Below are 19,062 nucleotides of genomic sequence, written 5' to 3' on the forward strand. Positions count from 1 at the left end.
TTCATGCACTACCAATATAAATTTGAAAAGATATTAACGATAAAAGAAAAAGAAAAAACTGATTCCGAGTCCAAATATACAAGCGCTGTAAAAGAGTTTGAATCAGAAGCTGAGCATCTTTTTCAAATGCTGAAAAAGAAAGAAGAGTTATTGGATTTACAATCGGAACAATTGAAGAATGGCTTATCTGTGCAACAGGTGAGGCATAATCAGCGTTTTTTAGAGAATCACGAAAAAATGATAGCGCATTATCAGAAGCGTGTGATGGAGACGCGATCAAAAATGCAATTCTATCATCAGCTTCTAATAGAAAAAAATGTAGAAGTAAAAAAATACGAGAAAATAAAAGAAAAAGATTTTCAAAGATATTTTAATAGGATGAAATATGAAGAAAATCGGCAGATGGATGAAATATCTATTCAACAATATATGAGCCGTTCATAATGGAGGCGTAGTAGTTGGATCGTAAGGAAGAACAGGAATATAAAGGATTAGGCAAATTGCAAATGTTTCTTATTATATTGATTGTTTTTATATTTATTGCTGGTGCTGTGTTAATTACAGCAACCATTTCAGGTAAAAATATAACTAAACAAGCCGATAAACTAACTAAGAGTATACCCTTTATAGGTGAAAAAGAAGAAACGGCAGAAACAGAACATCAAATAAAAGAAAACAATCAAGAGCTTTATGTGAAAGAGATAACGAAGATAAAGACCCAGCTAAAAGATAAAGAGGAAGAGGCAGCCAGCCTGGAAAAAATGTTGGATAACAAAGAGCAGGAACTGAAACGAAGTCAGCTAACCGTAGAGCAATTGGAGCAGACAATCTCAGAACTGGACTATAAAAAGGAAGAGAGCTCTAAGTCTTATAAAGATATAGTGGACACTTACGAAAAAATGGCACCTAAGCAAGCTGCTTTAATTGTGGCAGAAATGAATGAGAAAGAAGCTGTGAAAGTCCTTTCTTCAGTAACAACAGAAAGCCTGGCTGCCATTATGGAAAAAATGGATGCTAAAAAAGCAGCTGTGTTAATGGAAAAAATCACAGTTGAAAAAGGAAGCGATACAGAGAATTCGGAATAGAGTCAGCCTAAAAAATAGAAAGGAGGTGAATGAATGAATCAGACTGGTGTATTGCTTAACAATCCATTGGTAAAAACAACGGCTGTACCTAAAAATGACCCTATATTAATCAGTAAAAATTCTCAGGATAAGCCTTTTCAAAAAATGCTCCAAACTGAAAAGGGATTGGCTAAAGAAGAAAAACCAGAAATTCAGCTGGAAGATAATCAGAAAGAAAGTGTGGAATTGGATGATACTTTAAGTTTCCTCGAGAAAGAGGGGCTTGAAGAAATTGATGAGGCATTTGAGTTACTAACTCTACTGATTACCAATAATCAGGGTGACATCAATAACCTGGAATTTATTCAGCAACTATTAGGCAGTAATCCTTCTGAAACCATTAAAGAGGCGTTGAGTCAGCTAATAGAACTTCAAAGCACATTTAAACAAATCGATTTCACTAAATTCCCTCCTTCAAAAGAGGAAATTGAAACACTGACTGGCATTCTGGATAAGGGGCTCTCGAACTCGTATGAAAGTTTAACAAGTGAAAAACAACAGGCGTTCCTTACTCTGTTGAATGTAGGAAAATTGATTGTAATGAGCAATGATTATGTATTACCCAATCAAAAAGTTACAGAAAATGTAGGTCAACTGACTGTCCTTTTATCTAAATGGAATGAAAAATTATCAAGCATTCATGAAAAAGTACAGGAAACTCCTACTGAAACCAAGAACTATACTGTCTCCATAAGAGATATAGGATTAAAAGTGTACAATCAACAACCCGGGAAATTTTCACTAAACAACCAAAATAGCGGGACTCTTATACCATCCAATTTGATAACGAGTAAAAGTGCAGAAATACCGCTAAATCAACCTGTGCTGATTGGCGAACTTCAATTGCAAACGCAACAGCAGAGTCCGGCTTTGGTCCTTGAAAAAAATGGACAGCCAATAGGGGCAGAAGAGTTTATAAAATCATTTGAGTCTATTTTTTCGAGAGCAAATTATACGAACCAAAATGGAGTTCAGAGATTGTTTGTTCGATTAACACCTGAAAATCTTGGGACATTACAAATTGAACTCATGCAAAAAGATGGCCAAATGGTGGTAAAAATTATTGCGAACACTCAAAAAGGAAGAGAACTATTAGAATCCCAACTTCTCGGATTAAGAGTGTCCCTTGCTGCACAAGGCATTAATTTCGACAAAATAGAGTTTGAACAAACAGCAGAAACACAGTTTCAGGAAGAATCACCTTCTGAAAAGAGAAAAGATCAGAATGAAAGTCTGGCTGAGAATGACCTTGACGACAAGGAAGAAGAATCATACTCAGGCTTTTTAAGTGTTCTCGAAGACACGATGATTAATCAAGAGATATAGGAGGAGTTAAATTGACAACGATTGATACAAGTCTCTTATATAGTTCCCTGCAATCTCAACCAAGGGAAGTGAAGAATAACTTGGACAAGGATGATTTCCTGAAGTTATTACTGACTCAATTACAGAATCAGGATCCAACCAGCCCAATGGAAAATACGGAATTCATCGCGCAAATGGCAACTTTCTCGAGTCTTGAGCAAATGACAAATATGAATACGACATTAGAAAGCTTTATGAAATCTCAAAATCAAAATCTATTGATTACGTATTCTCAGTTAGTTGGGCAGGAAGTAACTTTTCATAAAATGGAAGATACAAACAATGATAGTGATCAAACTGAAGTTAAAGAAGGCACTGGCGTAGTAAAATCTGTTCAATTCGTTGAAGACAGTGTGAAATTTATCCTTGAAGACGGAACTGTTTTAGAGCCAGCAAACATTTCTTCTGTAAACGAGATTTCAGCAGGCAACAACCTTGCCGAAGCTAGCCGTTTAATAGGGAAACAAGTATCTTGGCTTGATGCAGAAGGAACAGAGCGTACAGCGCTTGTATCCTCAGTCTTTCAAAAGGATGGACAGGTTACCTTTGAGGTGAATGATGAAGCAAATACAGCCCTGCTTCTCAATCAGTTGATTAAAGTAGGATAAAGATAAGAGGAGAAGTCAATGGACCAGAGAATTATATACAAGCCGCCTGTACCGGTTGCTAATCCACTAAAAAAACAGCAAAAAGTACAACTGAAAAGTGGAAATGAATCATTTGAAAGCTTCCTTAGGCCCGCAATAGATCGTAGTAATAAAGGCATTACAATTAGTAAGCATGCCGAACAGCGAATTCAACAGCGGAATTTACAGATTAATGAACAACAGTGGGGCCAACTCGAGGAAAAGCTTGCAGAAGCAAGACGGAAGGGTTTAAGCGACTCACTGGTTCTGATGGAAAATGCAGCGCTTATTGTAAACGCCAAAAATAATACAGTGATTACAGCGATGGATAGAGCAGAAGCAGGCGCGCAAATTTTTACCAATATTAATGGGGCAATTATTTTAAATTAAAGTAGGAAATGGCTGGACCTCTTGTCGAGGAAGCCGGGGCTGTTGAATGACTGATACAGCCAAGTTGAAAGGGGAAAATACTATGCTACGTTCTATGTACTCTGGTATTAGCGGATTAAAAAACTTCCAAACAAAATTGGATGTAATCGGAAATAATATCGCAAATGTGAACACATATGGTTATAAAAAAGGCAGGGTAACTTTCAAAGATACAATGAGCCAAACTGTTTCAGGGGCAAGTGCTGCCACAGCTGAAAAGGGCGGAACAAATGCTATTCAAGTCGGGCTTGGGAGCTCGCTGGCATCTATTGATAATATCGATACCCAGGGAAGTGCACAAACAACGAATCGGACACTGGATCTTTCTATTGAAGGTGACGGATATTTTAAAGTTAAAAACGGTAATGCAGAATATTACACACGTGCAGGGAATTTTTATTTAGATGAAGATGGCGCGCTGGTTACGAGTGAAGGATATAAGGTTCAGGGGACTGCCGGCGATATTACGATCACTGATGTGGCGAGCTTCAGTATCGGACAGGGCGGCAAAATTACGGGTGTTAATGCCAATGGAGCTAATGTGGATCTTGGAACGATTGCTGTTACCAAATTCAATAATCCAGCCGGTTTAACAAAGACTGGCAATAATACTTTCCAGGAATCTGTTAACTCTGGCGGCCCTCTGGAAGGAACCGCAGACACAGGTGGCAGAGGGAAACTTTCATCAGGACGACTTGAAATGTCAAATGTAGATTTGTCAGAGGAGTTTACTGAAATGATTGTGGCACAGCGTGGTTTTCAGGCGAACACTAGAATCATTACAACTTCCGATGAAATATTACAGGAATTAGTAAATCTGAAAAGGTAATGAGTAAAGGAGGCAGGGGCTAAAGCTATTCTTTAGCCCTCCCAATTATGATATTGGTAACCAAATTAAATGGTAAGAACTATTATTTAAATGCTTTATATATTGAATCTGTAGAAGCTAATCCGGATACGACCATTACGATGACGAATGGAAAAAAACTGGTGGTTGCAACAGCGGAGAGAGAAATTATACATTCGATTAATCATTTTTATCGCAGCATAAATGTTTTAGGGCATCAGCATGATCGGGAGGATAATGATGAAGAATAAATGGATGACAATCATACTTGTTTTTCTGGCAACTGTTTCTTTGCTGGGGGTTGTCGGAGTAGTTATCTTGATGAATGATTCAAACGACTCTTCAGATAAAGTACCGAGTATTGATGAGGTTATTGAGTATTCTGTTGAAATACCCGAAATTACGACTAACCTATCCGATAATACGTTAATCCGTGTAACGTACATGATGGAAACAGACAATAAAAAAGCTAAAGAAGAATTGGAAAAAAGAATCTTTCAAGTAAATGATATTGTGATCAAGGAATTAACGGAAATGAAAGCTGATCAACTGAATGATAAAAAAGGCAAACAGGAGTTCGAAAATAAACTTAAGTCACAAGTAAATGGGTTAATGCAAGAAGGTAAGGTTATCGAGATTTATACAACCTCGTCCATTCTCCAATAAAAAAGCGAAGAACATAAAAGTATCTGAAACAACGGAGGTGATTTGATTGTCTGGCGAGGTTTTATCTCAAAATGAAATTGATGCATTATTATCAGCTTTATCAACAGGTGAAATGGATGCTGATGAATTAAAGAAGGAAGAAAATGAAAGAAAAGTAAGAGTTTACGATTTTAAAAGAGCTTTACGGTTTTCCAAAGATCAAATTAGGAATTTAACGAGAATACATGAGAATTTTGCGCGTTTACTGACCACCTATTTTTCAGCGCAGCTTCGTACATACGTCAATATTAATGTAGCGACAGCTGATCAGCTTCCATATGAGGAATTTATACGCTCTGTGCCTAAAATGACAATATTGAATGTTTTTGAGGTTCCTCCTTTAGATGGGCGAATCCTAATGGAAGTTAATCCTAATATTGCCTATACGATGCTGGACAGAGTATTGGGCGGTAGAGGGTCAAGTTTCAATAAAGTAGAAAGCCTTACAGAAATTGAAACAAAAATCATGTCCAACCTGTTTGAACATGCTTTTGAAAATATAAAAGAAGCATGGTCCACTATTGCAGATATCAATCCGGAATTATCAGAATTTGAAGTAAATCCACAATTTTTACAAATGGTTTCCCCTAATGATACGGTGGTTGTTATTTCATTAAATATTGCAATTGGTGAGGTTAGCGGAATGATTAATATATGTATACCGCACATTGTATTGGAGCCGATCATACCTAAACTATCCGTACACTATTGGATGCATACGACCAAAAAGGAAAGAGAGCCGAATGAATTGCACATGTTGGAACAACGTGTCCGCACAGCAGAGTTACCTCTGGTTGCTCAATTGGGCACTGCTGATATTTCAATCCAGGATTTCTTAAACCTAACTGCGGGGGATGTCATTGAACTCAGTCAGCCAATTAATCGCCCAGTTGTGATATCTGTCGGTGATGTACCTAAATTTCTTGGACAGGCAGGTAAGGTAAATAAGAAGATTGGTATTCAAATATTGGAGAACTTGAAAGGGGGAGACTTAGATTGATGAATAATGAAAGACTTACTCAGGAAGAGATTGATGCTTTATTAGATAGTTCTGGACAGGATAGCTTCAGTACTTCTCCAGTGATAGGAGATTTTTTTTCTACAATAGAAGAGGATACTCTTGGTGAAATTGGTAATATTTCGTTCGGTAGTTCAGCGACGGCGCTATCCATGCTTTTAAATCAAAAAGTGGCTATCACGACGCCTTTAGTTTCCTTAATAGCCAGTGAAAAACTGGTGGAAGAATTTCCACAGCCTTATGTAGCCATTAAGGTGGAATATACGGAAGGTTTTATCGGATCCAATTTATTAGTCATAAAGCATTTAGATGCTGCTATTATCGCTGATTTGATGCTTGGTGGAGATGGACTGTCACCGGCCAATGACTTATCAGAGATCCATCTCAGTGCTGTACAGGAAGCAATGAATCAAATGATGGGGTCTGCTGCAACCTCTATGTCAACGGTTTTTAATAAACGTGTAGATATCTCACCACCTTCAATAGAAATCATAGATTTACCGGAAGGAGCAGGACATGAAGTCATTCCTAAGGATGACCTGCTTGTTAAAGTATCATTTAGATTGAAAATTGGTCATTTAATTGATTCATATATTATGCAATTATTGCCTGCCCATTTTGCCAGAAGTTTAGTAGATGAGTTGTTAGATCAAACTTCTGTACATGTGGATGAACCTACAAAAGAGAAGTATCCGGCTACCTATACCATGAATGGAGCGGAAACTACCAATATAGCAGGGGATATGGTAATGGCAGGTACAACATCTGATAGATCTTTTCAAGAGGAGCGCATCTATGAGGATGACCTGATAAAAGGGCAATCTCAGAAATACATGCAAAGCAATCAGCATCTTGGAATGAACTCGGCGGTAGCTAATAGCCAGCCTGTCCAAGTACAGCCTGTTACATTTTCGGAATTCGAACCGGTCCATCGCCTGGATGAGAAAGAAGCTAATAATCTCAATATGTTACTGGATATTCCATTGCAGGTAACCGTTGAACTAGGCAGAACTAATCGATCTGTCAAAGAAATTCTTGAACTGTCTTCAGGTTCCATAATTGAATTGGATAAATTAGCAGGAGAGCCGGTCGATATATTGGTAAATAACCGATTGATTGCTAAAGGGGAAGTAGTTGTAATTGATGAAAACTTTGGCGTTCGGGTAACTGATATCATCAGCAAAACTGATCGCCTGAAAAAATTAAAGTAAGCTGGGGGAATAGGGAATGGCACATAAAATTTTAGTAGTGGATGATGCGGCATTTATGAGAATGATGATTAAGGATATCCTGGTTAAAAATGGCTATGAAGTGGTAGGGGAAGCCGCAGACGGTCGCCAGGCAATCGAGCTTTATAAAGAGACAAAGCCTGATTTGGTAACCATGGATATTACGATGCCAGAGATGGACGGAATTACCGCCTTAAAAGAAATACGTAAAATAAATCCCAATGCCAAGATTATTATGTGTTCTGCAATGGGCCAGCAGGCTATGGTTATCGATGCCATACAGGCAGGTGCAAAAGATTTTATTGTGAAACCTTTTGCTGCTGACCGAGTATTAGAGGCAATAAGCAAAGCTTTATCCTAAAAAGGGGAAATAAACGTGCTACGAATGCTAGGTTATATAAAAATTATACTAATCATCATTTTAAGTTTGGCAGTTGCTCCACTTGATATGGAAATTATTGTAAGTGCAGCGTCAGATAATAATAATGAAAGTGTAGACAGCTACTTTAATCATAAAGATAGTAATACGGAGTCAGGGAACACCGGTACTATTAAAACCAAAGACACTGCTGAGACAGATGAGACAAAGTCAAGTGTTGTAGGAATTTCCTTTGGTGATATCTTTAGAATGATTTTTGCCTTACTATTTGTCGCAGGCCTGTTGTTTGTACTTTTACGTGTCATTAATAAGAAAAACCGCGGGTATCAACATGGTCAGATCATCGAAAACATGGGGGGTACTCCTTTAGGCGGAAATCGCTCCATCCAAATGGTTAGAATTGGAGAAGCGATTTACATCGTAGGGGTTGGCGACACAGTTCAGTTACTCAATGTTATTGATGATAGGGAAGAGTACAACCGATTGATGGAAGAACATAATGAGAAAGTAGATCAACAGCTGGTACCAAAGGATTTTGTCACGATACTTATGAATAAATGGAAATCAAGGTCTCCCAAACAAAAGCCACAATCATTTTCCATACACTTTCAGGAACAACTGGAAGAGTTAAAGAAAGATCGTCAAAAGGTCAAAGAAGACATAAGCAAGAAAGGAACACACCGGGATGAATGACTTAATGAATCTATTTAGCAGTGGGGATGCTGAAAGTGTATCAACATCAGTTAAATTGCTCCTGGTATTAACTGTACTTTCTCTTGCACCCAGTATTTTAATTTTGATGACCTGTTTTACAAGAATCGTCATCGTTTTGGGTTTTGTGAGAACAGCCTTATCGACCCAGCAGATACCGCCTACACAAGTATTAATCGGGTTGTCATTGTTCATTACTTTTTTTGTGATGGCTCCGGTTTTTTCTGAGGTGAACGACGAAGCGCTTCAACCACTTTTTAAGGACGAGATAAAATTGGAAGAGGCCTATGAAAAAGCGGCAGGACCCTTTAAAGAATTCATGAGTAAACATACGAGACAAAAGGATTTGCAACTGTTTTTGGAGTATTCAAAAGCAGATGCTCCCAAAACAATTGAAGACATTCCGCTGACAACCCTTATACCGGCCTTTGCAATCAGTGAAATGAAAACAGCTTTTCAGATTGGATTTATGATTTTTATTCCTTTTCTGGTAATAGACATGATAGTAGCAAGTGTTCTGATGTCTATGGGGATGATGATGCTGCCGCCGGTAATGATCTCGTTACCTTTTAAAATATTGTTATTTGTGATGGTTGATGGCTGGTATTTGGTAGTTAAATCTTTATTACAAAGTTTTTAGGCAGGTGAGAGAAAGATGACATCAGAAATGGTCATTTCTTTAGCGGAGAAGGGGATATATACCGTATTGATCATAAGTGCCCCATTATTAATATTGGCCTTAGGCGTTGGTTTAATTGTTAGTATTTTTCAGGCGACCACACAAATCCAGGAGCAAACACTGGCATTTATTCCGAAAATAGTCGCTGTGTTGTTAGGAGTTGTATTTTTTGGTCCGTGGATGCTGAGTAAAATGCTTTCTTATACAGCTGATATCTTTAATAATTTAACGAAGTTTGTAGGATAGCGTATGGAAGAAATCATACCAAAGTTTAGTGTTTATTTATTGATTTTTGTTCGCATTGCATCGTTTTTTATTACCATGCCTATTTTCTCACACAGATTGATACCTGCTCAGCATCGCATTGGAATTAGCGCGTTGCTTGCGTGGATTATGTATTATACGGTCTCATCACCTGGTTTTGAGATTGACGGTTTATATCTATTATTAGTATTAAAAGAATCCTTAGTTGGATTATTAATAGGGTTCTTTGCTTATATGATGTTTTCGGCTGTTCAAGCAGCCGGCGGTTTCATTGATTTTCAAATGGGCTTTTCAATGGCAAATGTTATAGATCCTCAAACAGGTGCTCAAAGCCCGATTATGGGTCAATATTTATATACGTTTGCCTTGCTTTTTCTATTAGCAATTGATGGCCATCACCTATTACTGGATGGTATTTTTTTCAGTTATGAATTTATTCCGCTGTCTACAGATTTTCTGCCTTTTGGGAATGAGCAAATGTTGCCACTGATGGTACATTTTTTTACGCAGTCCTTTATTATTGCCTTTCAAATGTCGATTCCAATTGTCGGAAGTTTGTTTTTAGTGGATGTAGCCCTTGGAATAGTGGCCAGAACAGTTCCGCAAATGAATATATTCGTTATTGGCTTTCCAATTAAAATATTTGTTAGCTTCATTTTGATTATCATCACAATGGGCACTACTTTACTATTAGTTAAAGGGCTATTGAATACAACTTTGGAAGGTATGCGCTCACTAATGCATCTGTTGGGAGGGAGTTAGAATGACTCTGTTGAAACTGGATTTACAATTTTTCTCAGGAGAAAAGACTGAGAAAGCTACTCCTAAAAAACGACAGGATGCGAGGAAAAAAGGGCAGGTTGCAAAAAGTCAGGATATTAATACAGCAGTTGTTTTATTGGGAGTGTTTTTCTTTTTATATATCGCAGGCGGATTCTTGAAAGAAAGGTTATTCACACTTTTTAAATATCCTATCAGTCTTTCATCAACAATCACATTTTCAGAAGGTGACTTGTATTTAATGTTCATCGATATTCTGAAGCAGATGGCTATTATTTTAGGACCTGTCATGCTGGCTGCATTTTTGGCGGGTATTCTGGCAAATTTTGCCCAAGTGGGGGCTTTGTTTTCAACTGAAACCATTCAATTTAAGTTGGAAAAAATCGATCCAATTAAAGGGTTTAAACGGATTTTCTCGATGAGGGCCATCGTAGAAATGCTTAAATCAATTTTAAAAATTGCGATCATTGGAATTGTAACATTCTATAGCATATGGTCACGGTTGGACGAAATTATGATGCTTTCTACTAAGGACCTGGGAGCATCCTTAATTACACTGGCAGACATTACAGTGAGAACCGGTTTGTTTGCTTCGGGAGCTTTATTATTTCTAGCCATGCTCGATTATCTTTATCAACGCTTTGATTTTGAAAAAAGTATACGAATGTCTAAGCAGGAAATTAAACAAGAGTATAAAACAATTGAGGGCGATCCTATTATAAAGTCTCGAATCAAGCAAAAACAGAGAGAAATGGCTATGTCGAGAATGATGCAGGAAATACCGAAGGCAGATGTTGTGATTACAAACCCCACACATTATGCCATCGCACTGAAGTATGACGAAGATCATCTGGATGCCCCATATGTCCTCGGGAAAGGTTTGGATTTCGTTGCCCAAAAAATTAAGCTTGTTGCCAAAGAAAATGATATTCCAATGATGGAAAACAGACCATTGGCACGGGCGTTGTACGACCAGGCAGAAATTGGACAGGCTATACCGGAGGAATTTTATAAAGGGGTGGCTGAAATTCTTGCATACGTTTATAAATTGAATAGCAAGTCTTAGGATAGTCCAAAGCAAAACGTTCATCAAGACACTGGATAATAGAAGAAAAATAAACTTCGATTTTTATAGATTATGTTTTACTTTAATACCCGTTAGGAGAGAACAAGTATGCGAGCAAGAGATTTATCCGTTACTATAGCCGTCATAATGATCGTAGCCATGTTGATTATACCTTTACCGACATGGTTAATTAGCTTTTTAATCATGGTCAATATTTCTCTTGCTTTATTAGTATTATTGACTTCAATGAATACGCAGGAACCATTACAATTTTCGATTTTCCCTTCCTTACTTTTGCTCCTTACTTTGTTTAGGCTCGGCCTTAATATTTCTACGACAAGAGCCATACTGACACATGGGGATGCGGGAGGAGTCGTTCATGTGTTTGGAGACTTTGTAGTTGGCGGCCAGGTTATTGTTGGATTGGTTGTATTCTTAATTTTGATTATCATCCAATTCATTGTTATTACAAAAGGTGCTGAACGTGTTGCGGAAGTGGCAGCCCGTTTTACGCTTGACGCAATGCCAGGTAAACAAATGAGTATTGATGCCGATTTAAATGCCGGCATGATATCTGAACAAGAGGCAAGAATCAGGCGTGATAAGGTATCAAGAGAAGCGGACTTTTTTGGTTCGATGGATGGTGCCAGTAAGTTTGTTAAAGGTGACGCCATAGCGAGTATTATTATCGTCCTGATTAATTTAATATTTGGAATGGTCATCGGTGTTATGCAAATGGATTTACCATTTGGTGAAGCAGCTGTGAAATTTTCACTTTTATCTGTAGGGGATGGTATTGTCAGCCAGGTGCCTGCCCTGCTCATCTCAACTGCAACAGGGATTATTGTAACGAGAGCAGCGTCGGATGGAAACCTTGCATCTGATATTACATCCCAACTGTTTGCTTATCCCAAAATGCTTTATATAGCAGCTGCAACGATTATGTTATTGGGGTTATTTACACCTATTAATAATATATTAACACTGATTATTTCTGGTTTATTAGCTTGGGGTGCGTATAAAGCTACATCCCTTCAACAGAATGAAAGTACCATTTCTGCACCGGAAACCGATGAAGCTGGTGAGATGGAAGAAATGAAAAGTCCAGAAAGCGTCATTAGTCTACTCAGTATTGACCCGATTGAATTTGAATTCGGTTATGGTCTGATTCCGTTAGCAGACGCCAATCAGGGCGGAGACCTATTGGACAGAGTGGTTATGATCCGCAGACAGCTTGCAATTGAATTGGGGCTCGTTATACCTGTAGTGAGAATCAGAGATAACATTCAGCTCAAGCCCAATGAGTATCGATTGAAAATTAAAGGTTCGGAAATGGCAAGGGGTGAGCTTTTATTAGATCACTACTTAGCGATGGCTCCGGGAATGGATGATGATTCTATAGAAGGCATTGATACGATAGAACCCTCCTTTGGATTGCCAGCCAAGTGGATTACTGAAGAGACGAAGGAATATGCTGAAATGCTCGGCTATACAGTCGTGGATCCGCCATCGGTTGTTTCTACGCATATAACAGAGGTCATTAAAACAAATGCATCTGATTTAATTGGACGCCAGGAAACGAAACAATTAATTGAACATCTCAGAGAGTCTTCGCCTATTTTAATAGAGGAAGTTACACCAAACCCATTGTCAGTCGGTGATATACAAAAGGTGCTGGCTAAATTATTAAGAGAAAAGGTTTCAATTAGAAATTTGCCGATTATTTTTGAAACACTGGCTGATTTTGGCAGGGTGACAAATGATACAGATATTTTAGCGGAATATGTCAGACAGGCACTTGCACGTCAAATCACCAACCAATATGTCGTAGGAGATAATTTGAAAGTATTAACTCTATCTGGAAGAGTAGAAAAGATAATAGCGGATAGTGTTCAACAAACTGAACAAGGAAATTATCTATCGCTTGATCCGATTGATTCACAGAAAGTCCTTGAATCAGTAGCCGGGAAGCTGGAGGAGCATGCTCTCTTAGATCAATCACCTGTATTGCTATGTTCACCAGCGGTAAGGATGTATGTACGCCAACTGACAGAGAGATATTTTCCGCAGCTCCCAGTTTTATCATACAACGAGTTGGAAGCCAATGTGGAGATACAAAGCGTAGGGGTGGTGAATGCTGAATGAAGGTGAAAAAATTTACTGGTGTATCCATGCAAGATGTCATGAGCCGAATACGGACAGAATTTGGTAATGATGCCGTGATTTTAAATTCAAAAGTGGTGAATAGCAACGGCATACTGGGTCTGTTTAGAAAGAAAACATTTGAAGTGATTGCCACAATTGATACTGATTCAGTGGACAGTAAAAAAACGACATATACAAAGGTAAGCAAGAATCCGAAGCCGCCATTCAAAAGTGATTCCATTATAAAACCGATAGAATCTGCCGAATCTCTAAATAGAAACAGTGAAGTGCCGTCAAAATACATACTTAATGAACTGAAAGAGATGAAACAAATGCTTTCATTCGAATCTAAGTATAGTCTATATCCGGATCAATTAAGAGAAATACACAAGAGGCTTGTCAAAATAGAATTAGATAAACATTTAACCGATAAGTTAATGGATTATTTATTGGAAAAATGGAGAAACAGCAGAAACGCAGATGAACTATCAGAAAGTGAACTATTAGATTTGGTTTATTACTATTTAGTAGATCAATTAATGGATTATGCAGTAAATGATGACCGATTATTTAAAAGAAAATATGTAAATATTCTGGGTCCTACCGGAGTTGGAAAGACTACGACAATCGCAAAAATTGCGGCCGAATATGTGATGAAACATCAAAAGCAGATTGCGTTTATCACGACAGATACTTACCGAATAGGTGCTATTGAACAATTGAAAACATATGCAGAGATATTGAGAGTTCCGGTTGAAGTGGCCTATAATATGGAGGATTTTAAACAGGCAGCTAAACGTTTTGCTCATTACGATCATGTATTCATTGATACAGCAGGCAGGAATTTTCGTAATCAGGAATTTGTTGCGGATCTTAAAGGTCTGATAGATTTCGAGATGGATATGGAGACGTATCTTGTTCTTTCTGCAACATCTAAAGAGATGGATATGGATACGATTTATAACCAGTTTTCCATTATTCCGATACAAGGTATCATTTTTACCAAAATAGATGAAACAGCTTTTCATGGTTCTATTCTGAATTTTATCTTTAAACATCAAGTTTCTGTCAGTTATATGACAAATGGACAGAACGTTCCTGATGATATTGTTGCCGCTACCCCTGAGAAAATAGTTAAGACAGTTTGTGGAGGTCATTTATATGCACGACCAAGCTGAACTGCTAAGGCAAAGGGTTCTTAACGAAAAAGAGGGACATTCTGCTAAAGTGATAGCCGTTGTCAGCGGGAAAGGCGGAGTCGGCAAATCAAATTTCTCGTTGAATTTTTCAATTGGACTGGCTAAGCAAAATAAAAAAGTATTAATCATGGATATTGATGTAGGAATGGGGAACATCAATATCTTAATTGGCCAATCGGGCAGATATACAGTAGCCGATCACTTTAATGAGGGTGTTCCCTTAAGAATGGCTATTTCTACTGGACCTGAAGGGATTCATTATATTCCTGGTGGAACAGGATTGTCAGAGTTATTTAAGATGGACCAAAAACAATTTGATACCTTTAGTTATCAATTTCAAAGTATTTTGGAAGACTATGATTTTATTATTTTGGATATGGGTGCAGGAATATCAGAGCAAACCTTGCAATTTATCGTTTCAGCTCAGGAATTGATCTATATCACAAATCCTGAGCCAACAGCCATAACAGATGTCTATTCGATGATGAAATATCTCGCCAGCAGGACAGATGTACCTTTCTATCTATTATGTAACCGCGCTTCAAGCCGAAGGGAAGGCGATGAAGTCATTATGCGCTTAACGAGGGCTGCCCAACAATTTTTACATAAAGAGATTTTGGCACTTGGTGTTTTGCCTGATGATAAAGCTGTACAAAAAGCAGTCATAAGGCAAATTCCATTTATCTTATTAAATCCATCTTCCCCTGCAAGTGAAGCCCTAAAAAAAATCATTCGTCATTACATGGGGACATTTGTAAAAGGGGAAAGTCAGCCTATTTCGTTTATGCAAAAGATGAAGAATTATCTGTTTGAAAGGTAGGTCTTACGAATTGGATACAATTAGAGTGCTAATAGTAGAAGACTCACCTTTTATGAGGAAGCTGATTACAGAAATTCTTCAGGAAGATGAACATATTGAAGTGGTGGCTATTGCCCGAAATGGAGCAGAGGGACTTTTAAAAATAGAAAAGCTTAAACCAGATGTGATCACGCTTGATATTGAAATGCCGGTTATGGACGGAATTACGACCTTACAGGAAATTATGATAAAAAATCCTACCCCTGTAGTTATGCTTTCTGGAACAAATAGGTCAGGGGTAGACATGGTTATGGAGTGTATGAAGTTTGGTGCAGTTAATTTTATCGAAAAGCCTTCCGGTTCATTTTCGCAGGACCTACACAGAATTAAGCAGGAAATGATTCAAAAAGTGAAAGAAGCTGTCAAAGTAAATATGGATGTTTTAAGGCAAGATGATAGCTTGATGAATGTAACCTCTATTCCTGATAATTCCGAGGAAGGGGTACAGAAAAAAGATACCGATATGACTGAAACGATAGCTACTAAGGGTTCCCGCCAAAAAATTGTTTGCATTGGAACATCTACTGGAGGGCCGCGAGCGTTGTATAGCGTTTTACCATTATTGAGCAGAGAGATCAAGGCCCCCCTTCTGATAGTTCAACATATGCCTAAAGGATTTACAAAATCCCTAGCTAGCAGGTTAAATGAGTTATCAAAAATAACGGTGAAAGAAGCTGAAGACGGAGAAACCTTGCGTAATGGTACTGCTTATATTGCTCCGGGTGGATTTCATTTGACAGCTTTGCTACATCGCGGCGAATTAGTTGCCAGATTGGATAATACCCCATCAATTAATGGTCATCGTCCTTCAGTGGACAACCTCTTTAATTCTGTTTCTAAATTGCCCCGGTTATATGAGCGAATAGCTGTTATTATGACCGGCATGGGAACTGACGGGACGAAGGGGATTTTGGATTTAAAAAAATGCACTCAGTCCATAGTGATAGCCGAATCTGAAAAAACATGTGTGGTCTTCGGGATGCCAAAATCTGCTGTCGCAACTGGAATGGTAGATGAAGTAATGCCTTTGCATGATATAGCAGGAGCATTAAATAAACATTGTAAGAGTGAGAGGTGAGTTGGCATGGATTTAAATCAATATTTAGAGGTTTTCATAGAAGAAAGCAAGGAACACTTGCAAATATGTAATGAGCAATTATTGGAGTTAGAAAAAAATGATAATGATTTAACGGTTGTTAATGAAATTTTCCGAGCAGCCCACACATTAAAAGGGATGTCTGCGACTATGGGTTTTGATGATTTGGCACGTTTAACTCATCAGATGGAAAATGTATTAGATGAAATCAGAAATCAGCGTATAAAAGTGAATTCAGGCATTTTAGATGTTGTATTTTTAGCTGTTGATGATCTTGAAGCCATGGTTTTATCGATTGCAGATGGAGGAGATGGTAAACGAGATGTCTCTTTAACAATCGAAAAATTAGAAAAGATTGCGACTGGTGAACGAACGACGTTAACAACTACAACTACGCTTACTGAGAAATCTTCTTCAAATACCATGCCAAACTCTGAGTCTGATATGGCTACTTATGATGAATATGAATGGGCGGTATTGGAACAATCAATCGAACAAGGGTACAATGCCTTCGCTGTAAAGGTGATCTTAAAGAATGATTGTATCTTAAAAGCAGTCAGAGTTTTTATGGTGTATGAAATTTTTGCTGAACTGGGAGAGGTTATTAAGTCTGTTCCTACCGTAGATTCTCTCGAGGAGGAAAAATTTGAGCAAGAATTTACTGCTACGTTGCTAACGAAACAATCAGCGAGGGATATTGAGCAGAGAATATTAAAAGTATCCGAAATTGAATCTGTACAAGTGTTGCAGCTAACAGTTAAATCACCTAAAACAATCAGCCATAAAGAACCAGGAAAACTGGTAAATGAGAAACTGGCAGAGAAAGATAAAACGAATCGGACAGAGGATAAAGAAGAACAAAAGGCAGCGCCCGTTAAGGCGCCTATAGCTCATAACAAGACAATTCGTGTAAATATTGAGCGCCTTGATATATTAATGAACCTTTTTGAAGAGTTAGTGATTGATAGGGGCAGACTTGAACAAATTTCAAAAGATCTTAATAATCAGGAATTATTTGAAACGGTTGAACGTATGACAAGGATCTCAGGTGATATGCAAACCATTATCTTAAATATGAGAATGGTACCGGTAGAGAACGTCTTTAATCGGTTTCCGCGTATGGTCAGGCAGCTTGCCCGAGACTTAAATAAAAAAATCCGCCTTGAAATTATTGGTGCGGATACAGAATTGGATCGGACCGTTATTGATGAAATTGGTGACCCACTCTTGCACCTGCTTCGTAATGCCATGGACCATGGCATTGAAACACCAGAAGCAAGAAGTGAAAAGGGCAAGCCTGAAGAAGGTGTTGTAATCCTGAAGGCTTACCATAGTGGAAACCACGTTTTTATTGAAATAGAGGATGATGGTGCTGGAATCAATACAGATATAGTTGTGATGAAAGCATTGGATAAAGGAATTATCACAGAAGAACAAGCAGAAGCAATGACAGAACGTCAAAAAAACGATCTTATTTTTGCTTCCGGTTTTTCAACTGCAAAGGAAATATCTGATATTTCGGGTCGGGGTGTCGGACTGGATGTTGTTAAAAATACAATTGAATCTCTAGGCGGGAATGTATCCATTCACTCACGGTATGGGTATGGGTCAAAATTTTCTGTGGAATTGCCTCTTACTTTGTCCATCATTTCTGTCATGCTTGTTGAAGTTCAACATGAAAAGTACGCGATTCCGTTATCATCCATTATTGAAACCTATATTGTGAAAAAAGCGGATATATTAAAGTCTCATAACCAAGATGTCATTGATTTTAGAGGCAAAATTATTCCACTGATTTATTTGCATTCTATATTATCCGTCCCTGTTAGCCGGGAGGAAGAAGAATTTTTATCATTAGTTATTGTTCGCAATGGAGATAAAATGGCTGGGTTAGTCGTTAATTCTTTCATCGGGCAGCAGGAGATCGTTTTAAAATCATTGGGTAACTATTTAAACTCTGTTTTTGCGCTGTCGGGTGCAACGATTCTCGGGGATGGACAAGTAGCATTAATTCTAGATTGCAATTCTTTTGTTAAGTAAGCGGTGCAGCAAAAGAAAGGAGGAATTTATATGACTGTAAATACCAATGAGAGTATGTTAAAAGTGATTGTCTTTGAGTTGATGGACAAAGAGTATGCCATTCCGGTTGAGCATGTAATGTCCATCGAAAAAGTACCTTATATTACGAGAGTCCCAAGGGTAGAACCCTTTGTGATGGGGGTCATAAATCTTAAAGGTACTATTACACCAATCATTGATCTACGAATACGCTTCGGACTTGAACGCAAAGAACAGGATGAATCTACCAGGATTATCATTGTTTCTTATAACCATTTTGAAGTGGGTTTAATTGTGGACTCAGCAAAGGACGTAGTAGAATTTCCGACTGATTTAATGGAACCGCAACCCAAAGTTGTAGGTCTACAGGAAATCGATTATATAAATGGAGTTGCAAAAATAGACAAACGGCTACTCATCTTAATTAAGCTTGAGCGGATTTTACAAGTATTGGGCACCGCACACTCTATATAGGAAGAGGAA

General features: G+C 38.0%; 22 protein-coding genes. All 22 read left to right on the plus strand.

The features are described from left to right. Positions 1 to 3 precede the first annotated feature (3 nt). Positions 4 to 444 carry a flagellar export protein FliJ gene (gene fliJ, locus AC4G3L_RS10455; RefSeq protein ID WP_491076891.1) on the plus strand — a complete coding sequence of 147 codons (441 nt, stop codon included), beginning with the start codon at positions 4 to 6 and terminating at the stop codon, positions 442 to 444. A 14-nt stretch (positions 445 to 458) separates the two neighbouring features. Continuing rightward, positions 459 to 1,085 carry a MotE family protein gene (locus tag AC4G3L_RS10460; protein WP_491076892.1) on the plus strand — a complete coding sequence of 209 codons (627 nt, stop codon included), beginning with the start codon at positions 459 to 461 and terminating at the stop codon, positions 1,083 to 1,085. A gap of 33 nt (positions 1,086 to 1,118) precedes the next feature. After that, the gene (locus tag AC4G3L_RS10465) at positions 1,119 to 2,450 is read left to right on the plus strand and encodes a flagellar hook-length control protein FliK (RefSeq protein WP_491076893.1); all 1,332 of its coding nucleotides are present in this window, start codon (positions 1,119 to 1,121) and stop codon (positions 2,448 to 2,450) included. Between the two features lie 11 nt (positions 2,451 to 2,461). Continuing rightward, positions 2,462 to 3,097 carry a flagellar hook assembly protein FlgD gene (gene flgD / locus AC4G3L_RS10470; protein WP_491076894.1) on the plus strand — a complete coding sequence of 212 codons (636 nt, stop codon included), beginning with the start codon at positions 2,462 to 2,464 and terminating at the stop codon, positions 3,095 to 3,097. An 18-nt stretch (positions 3,098 to 3,115) separates the two neighbouring features. After that, the gene (locus tag AC4G3L_RS10475; protein WP_491076895.1) at positions 3,116 to 3,505 is read left to right on the plus strand and encodes a TIGR02530 family flagellar biosynthesis protein; all 390 of its coding nucleotides are present in this window, start codon (positions 3,116 to 3,118) and stop codon (positions 3,503 to 3,505) included. Between the two features lie 82 nt (positions 3,506 to 3,587). Further along, positions 3,588 to 4,373: a flagellar basal body rod protein FlgG gene (gene flgG / locus AC4G3L_RS10480; protein WP_491076896.1), complete on the plus strand. Its 786-nt coding sequence runs from the start codon at positions 3,588 to 3,590 to the stop codon at positions 4,371 to 4,373. Positions 4,374 to 4,420: 47 nt separating this feature from the next. After that, positions 4,421 to 4,642: a flagellar FlbD family protein gene (locus AC4G3L_RS10485; RefSeq protein WP_491076897.1), complete on the plus strand. Its 222-nt coding sequence runs from the start codon at positions 4,421 to 4,423 to the stop codon at positions 4,640 to 4,642. Continuing rightward, the gene (gene fliL, locus AC4G3L_RS10490) at positions 4,632 to 5,057 is read left to right on the plus strand and encodes a flagellar basal body-associated protein FliL (protein WP_491076898.1); all 426 of its coding nucleotides are present in this window, start codon (positions 4,632 to 4,634) and stop codon (positions 5,055 to 5,057) included. Before AC4G3L_RS10485 ends, fliL begins: the two co-directional genes overlap by 11 nt. Before the next feature lie 46 nt (positions 5,058 to 5,103). Further along, positions 5,104 to 6,096 carry a flagellar motor switch protein FliM gene (gene fliM, locus AC4G3L_RS10495; protein ID WP_491076899.1) on the plus strand — a complete coding sequence of 331 codons (993 nt, stop codon included), beginning with the start codon at positions 5,104 to 5,106 and terminating at the stop codon, positions 6,094 to 6,096. Further along, positions 6,093 to 7,325 (plus strand): flagellar motor switch phosphatase FliY, encoded by a 1,233-nt coding sequence (gene fliY, locus AC4G3L_RS10500; RefSeq protein WP_491076900.1) that lies wholly within the window; start codon positions 6,093 to 6,095, stop codon positions 7,323 to 7,325. The genes fliM and fliY overlap by 4 nt, the downstream gene beginning before the upstream one ends. Before the next feature lie 16 nt (positions 7,326 to 7,341). Continuing rightward, on the plus strand, positions 7,342 to 7,704 hold the full coding sequence (locus AC4G3L_RS10505; protein WP_491076901.1) for a response regulator: 363 nt from the start codon (positions 7,342 to 7,344) through the stop codon (positions 7,702 to 7,704). 24 nt (positions 7,705 to 7,728) lie between these two features. Continuing rightward, positions 7,729 to 8,415: a flagellar biosynthetic protein FliO gene (locus AC4G3L_RS10510; RefSeq protein WP_491077190.1), complete on the plus strand. Its 687-nt coding sequence runs from the start codon at positions 7,729 to 7,731 to the stop codon at positions 8,413 to 8,415. After that, positions 8,408 to 9,073: a flagellar type III secretion system pore protein FliP gene (fliP, locus tag AC4G3L_RS10515; RefSeq protein WP_491076902.1), complete on the plus strand. Its 666-nt coding sequence runs from the start codon at positions 8,408 to 8,410 to the stop codon at positions 9,071 to 9,073. Before AC4G3L_RS10510 ends, fliP begins: the two co-directional genes overlap by 8 nt. Before the next feature lie 15 nt (positions 9,074 to 9,088). Next, positions 9,089 to 9,358: a flagellar biosynthesis protein FliQ gene (fliQ, locus tag AC4G3L_RS10520; protein WP_491076903.1), complete on the plus strand. Its 270-nt coding sequence runs from the start codon at positions 9,089 to 9,091 to the stop codon at positions 9,356 to 9,358. A gap of 3 nt (positions 9,359 to 9,361) precedes the next feature. Next, the gene (gene fliR / locus AC4G3L_RS10525) at positions 9,362 to 10,138 is read left to right on the plus strand and encodes a flagellar biosynthetic protein FliR (protein WP_491076904.1); all 777 of its coding nucleotides are present in this window, start codon (positions 9,362 to 9,364) and stop codon (positions 10,136 to 10,138) included. Between the two features lies 1 nt (position 10,139). Then, positions 10,140 to 11,222: a flagellar biosynthesis protein FlhB gene (gene flhB / locus AC4G3L_RS10530; RefSeq protein ID WP_491076905.1), complete on the plus strand. Its 1,083-nt coding sequence runs from the start codon at positions 10,140 to 10,142 to the stop codon at positions 11,220 to 11,222. Positions 11,223 to 11,330: 108 nt separating this feature from the next. Further along, on the plus strand, positions 11,331 to 13,367 hold the full coding sequence (flhA, locus tag AC4G3L_RS10535; protein ID WP_491076906.1) for a flagellar biosynthesis protein FlhA: 2,037 nt from the start codon (positions 11,331 to 11,333) through the stop codon (positions 13,365 to 13,367). Beyond that, positions 13,364 to 14,545 carry a flagellar biosynthesis GTPase FlhF gene (gene flhF, locus AC4G3L_RS10540; protein ID WP_491076907.1) on the plus strand — a complete coding sequence of 394 codons (1,182 nt, stop codon included), beginning with the start codon at positions 13,364 to 13,366 and terminating at the stop codon, positions 14,543 to 14,545. The genes flhA and flhF overlap by 4 nt, the downstream gene beginning before the upstream one ends. After that, on the plus strand, positions 14,529 to 15,386 hold the full coding sequence (locus tag AC4G3L_RS10545; protein ID WP_491076908.1) for a MinD/ParA family protein: 858 nt from the start codon (positions 14,529 to 14,531) through the stop codon (positions 15,384 to 15,386). The genes flhF and AC4G3L_RS10545 overlap by 17 nt, the downstream gene beginning before the upstream one ends. Positions 15,387 to 15,396: 10 nt before the next feature. Beyond that, positions 15,397 to 16,503, plus strand: a complete 1,107-nt coding sequence (locus tag AC4G3L_RS10550; RefSeq protein WP_491076909.1) for a protein-glutamate methylesterase/protein-glutamine glutaminase — start codon at positions 15,397 to 15,399, stop codon at positions 16,501 to 16,503. A gap of 6 nt (positions 16,504 to 16,509) precedes the next feature. After that, positions 16,510 to 18,561: a chemotaxis protein CheW gene (locus tag AC4G3L_RS10555; protein WP_491076910.1), complete on the plus strand. Its 2,052-nt coding sequence runs from the start codon at positions 16,510 to 16,512 to the stop codon at positions 18,559 to 18,561. Positions 18,562 to 18,591: 30 nt separating this feature from the next. Beyond that, the gene (locus tag AC4G3L_RS10560; RefSeq protein WP_491076911.1) at positions 18,592 to 19,053 is read left to right on the plus strand and encodes a chemotaxis protein CheW; all 462 of its coding nucleotides are present in this window, start codon (positions 18,592 to 18,594) and stop codon (positions 19,051 to 19,053) included. Positions 19,054 to 19,062: the final 9 nt, after the last annotated feature.

It is taken from the genome of Bacillus sp. z33 (genome assembly GCF_058313615.1).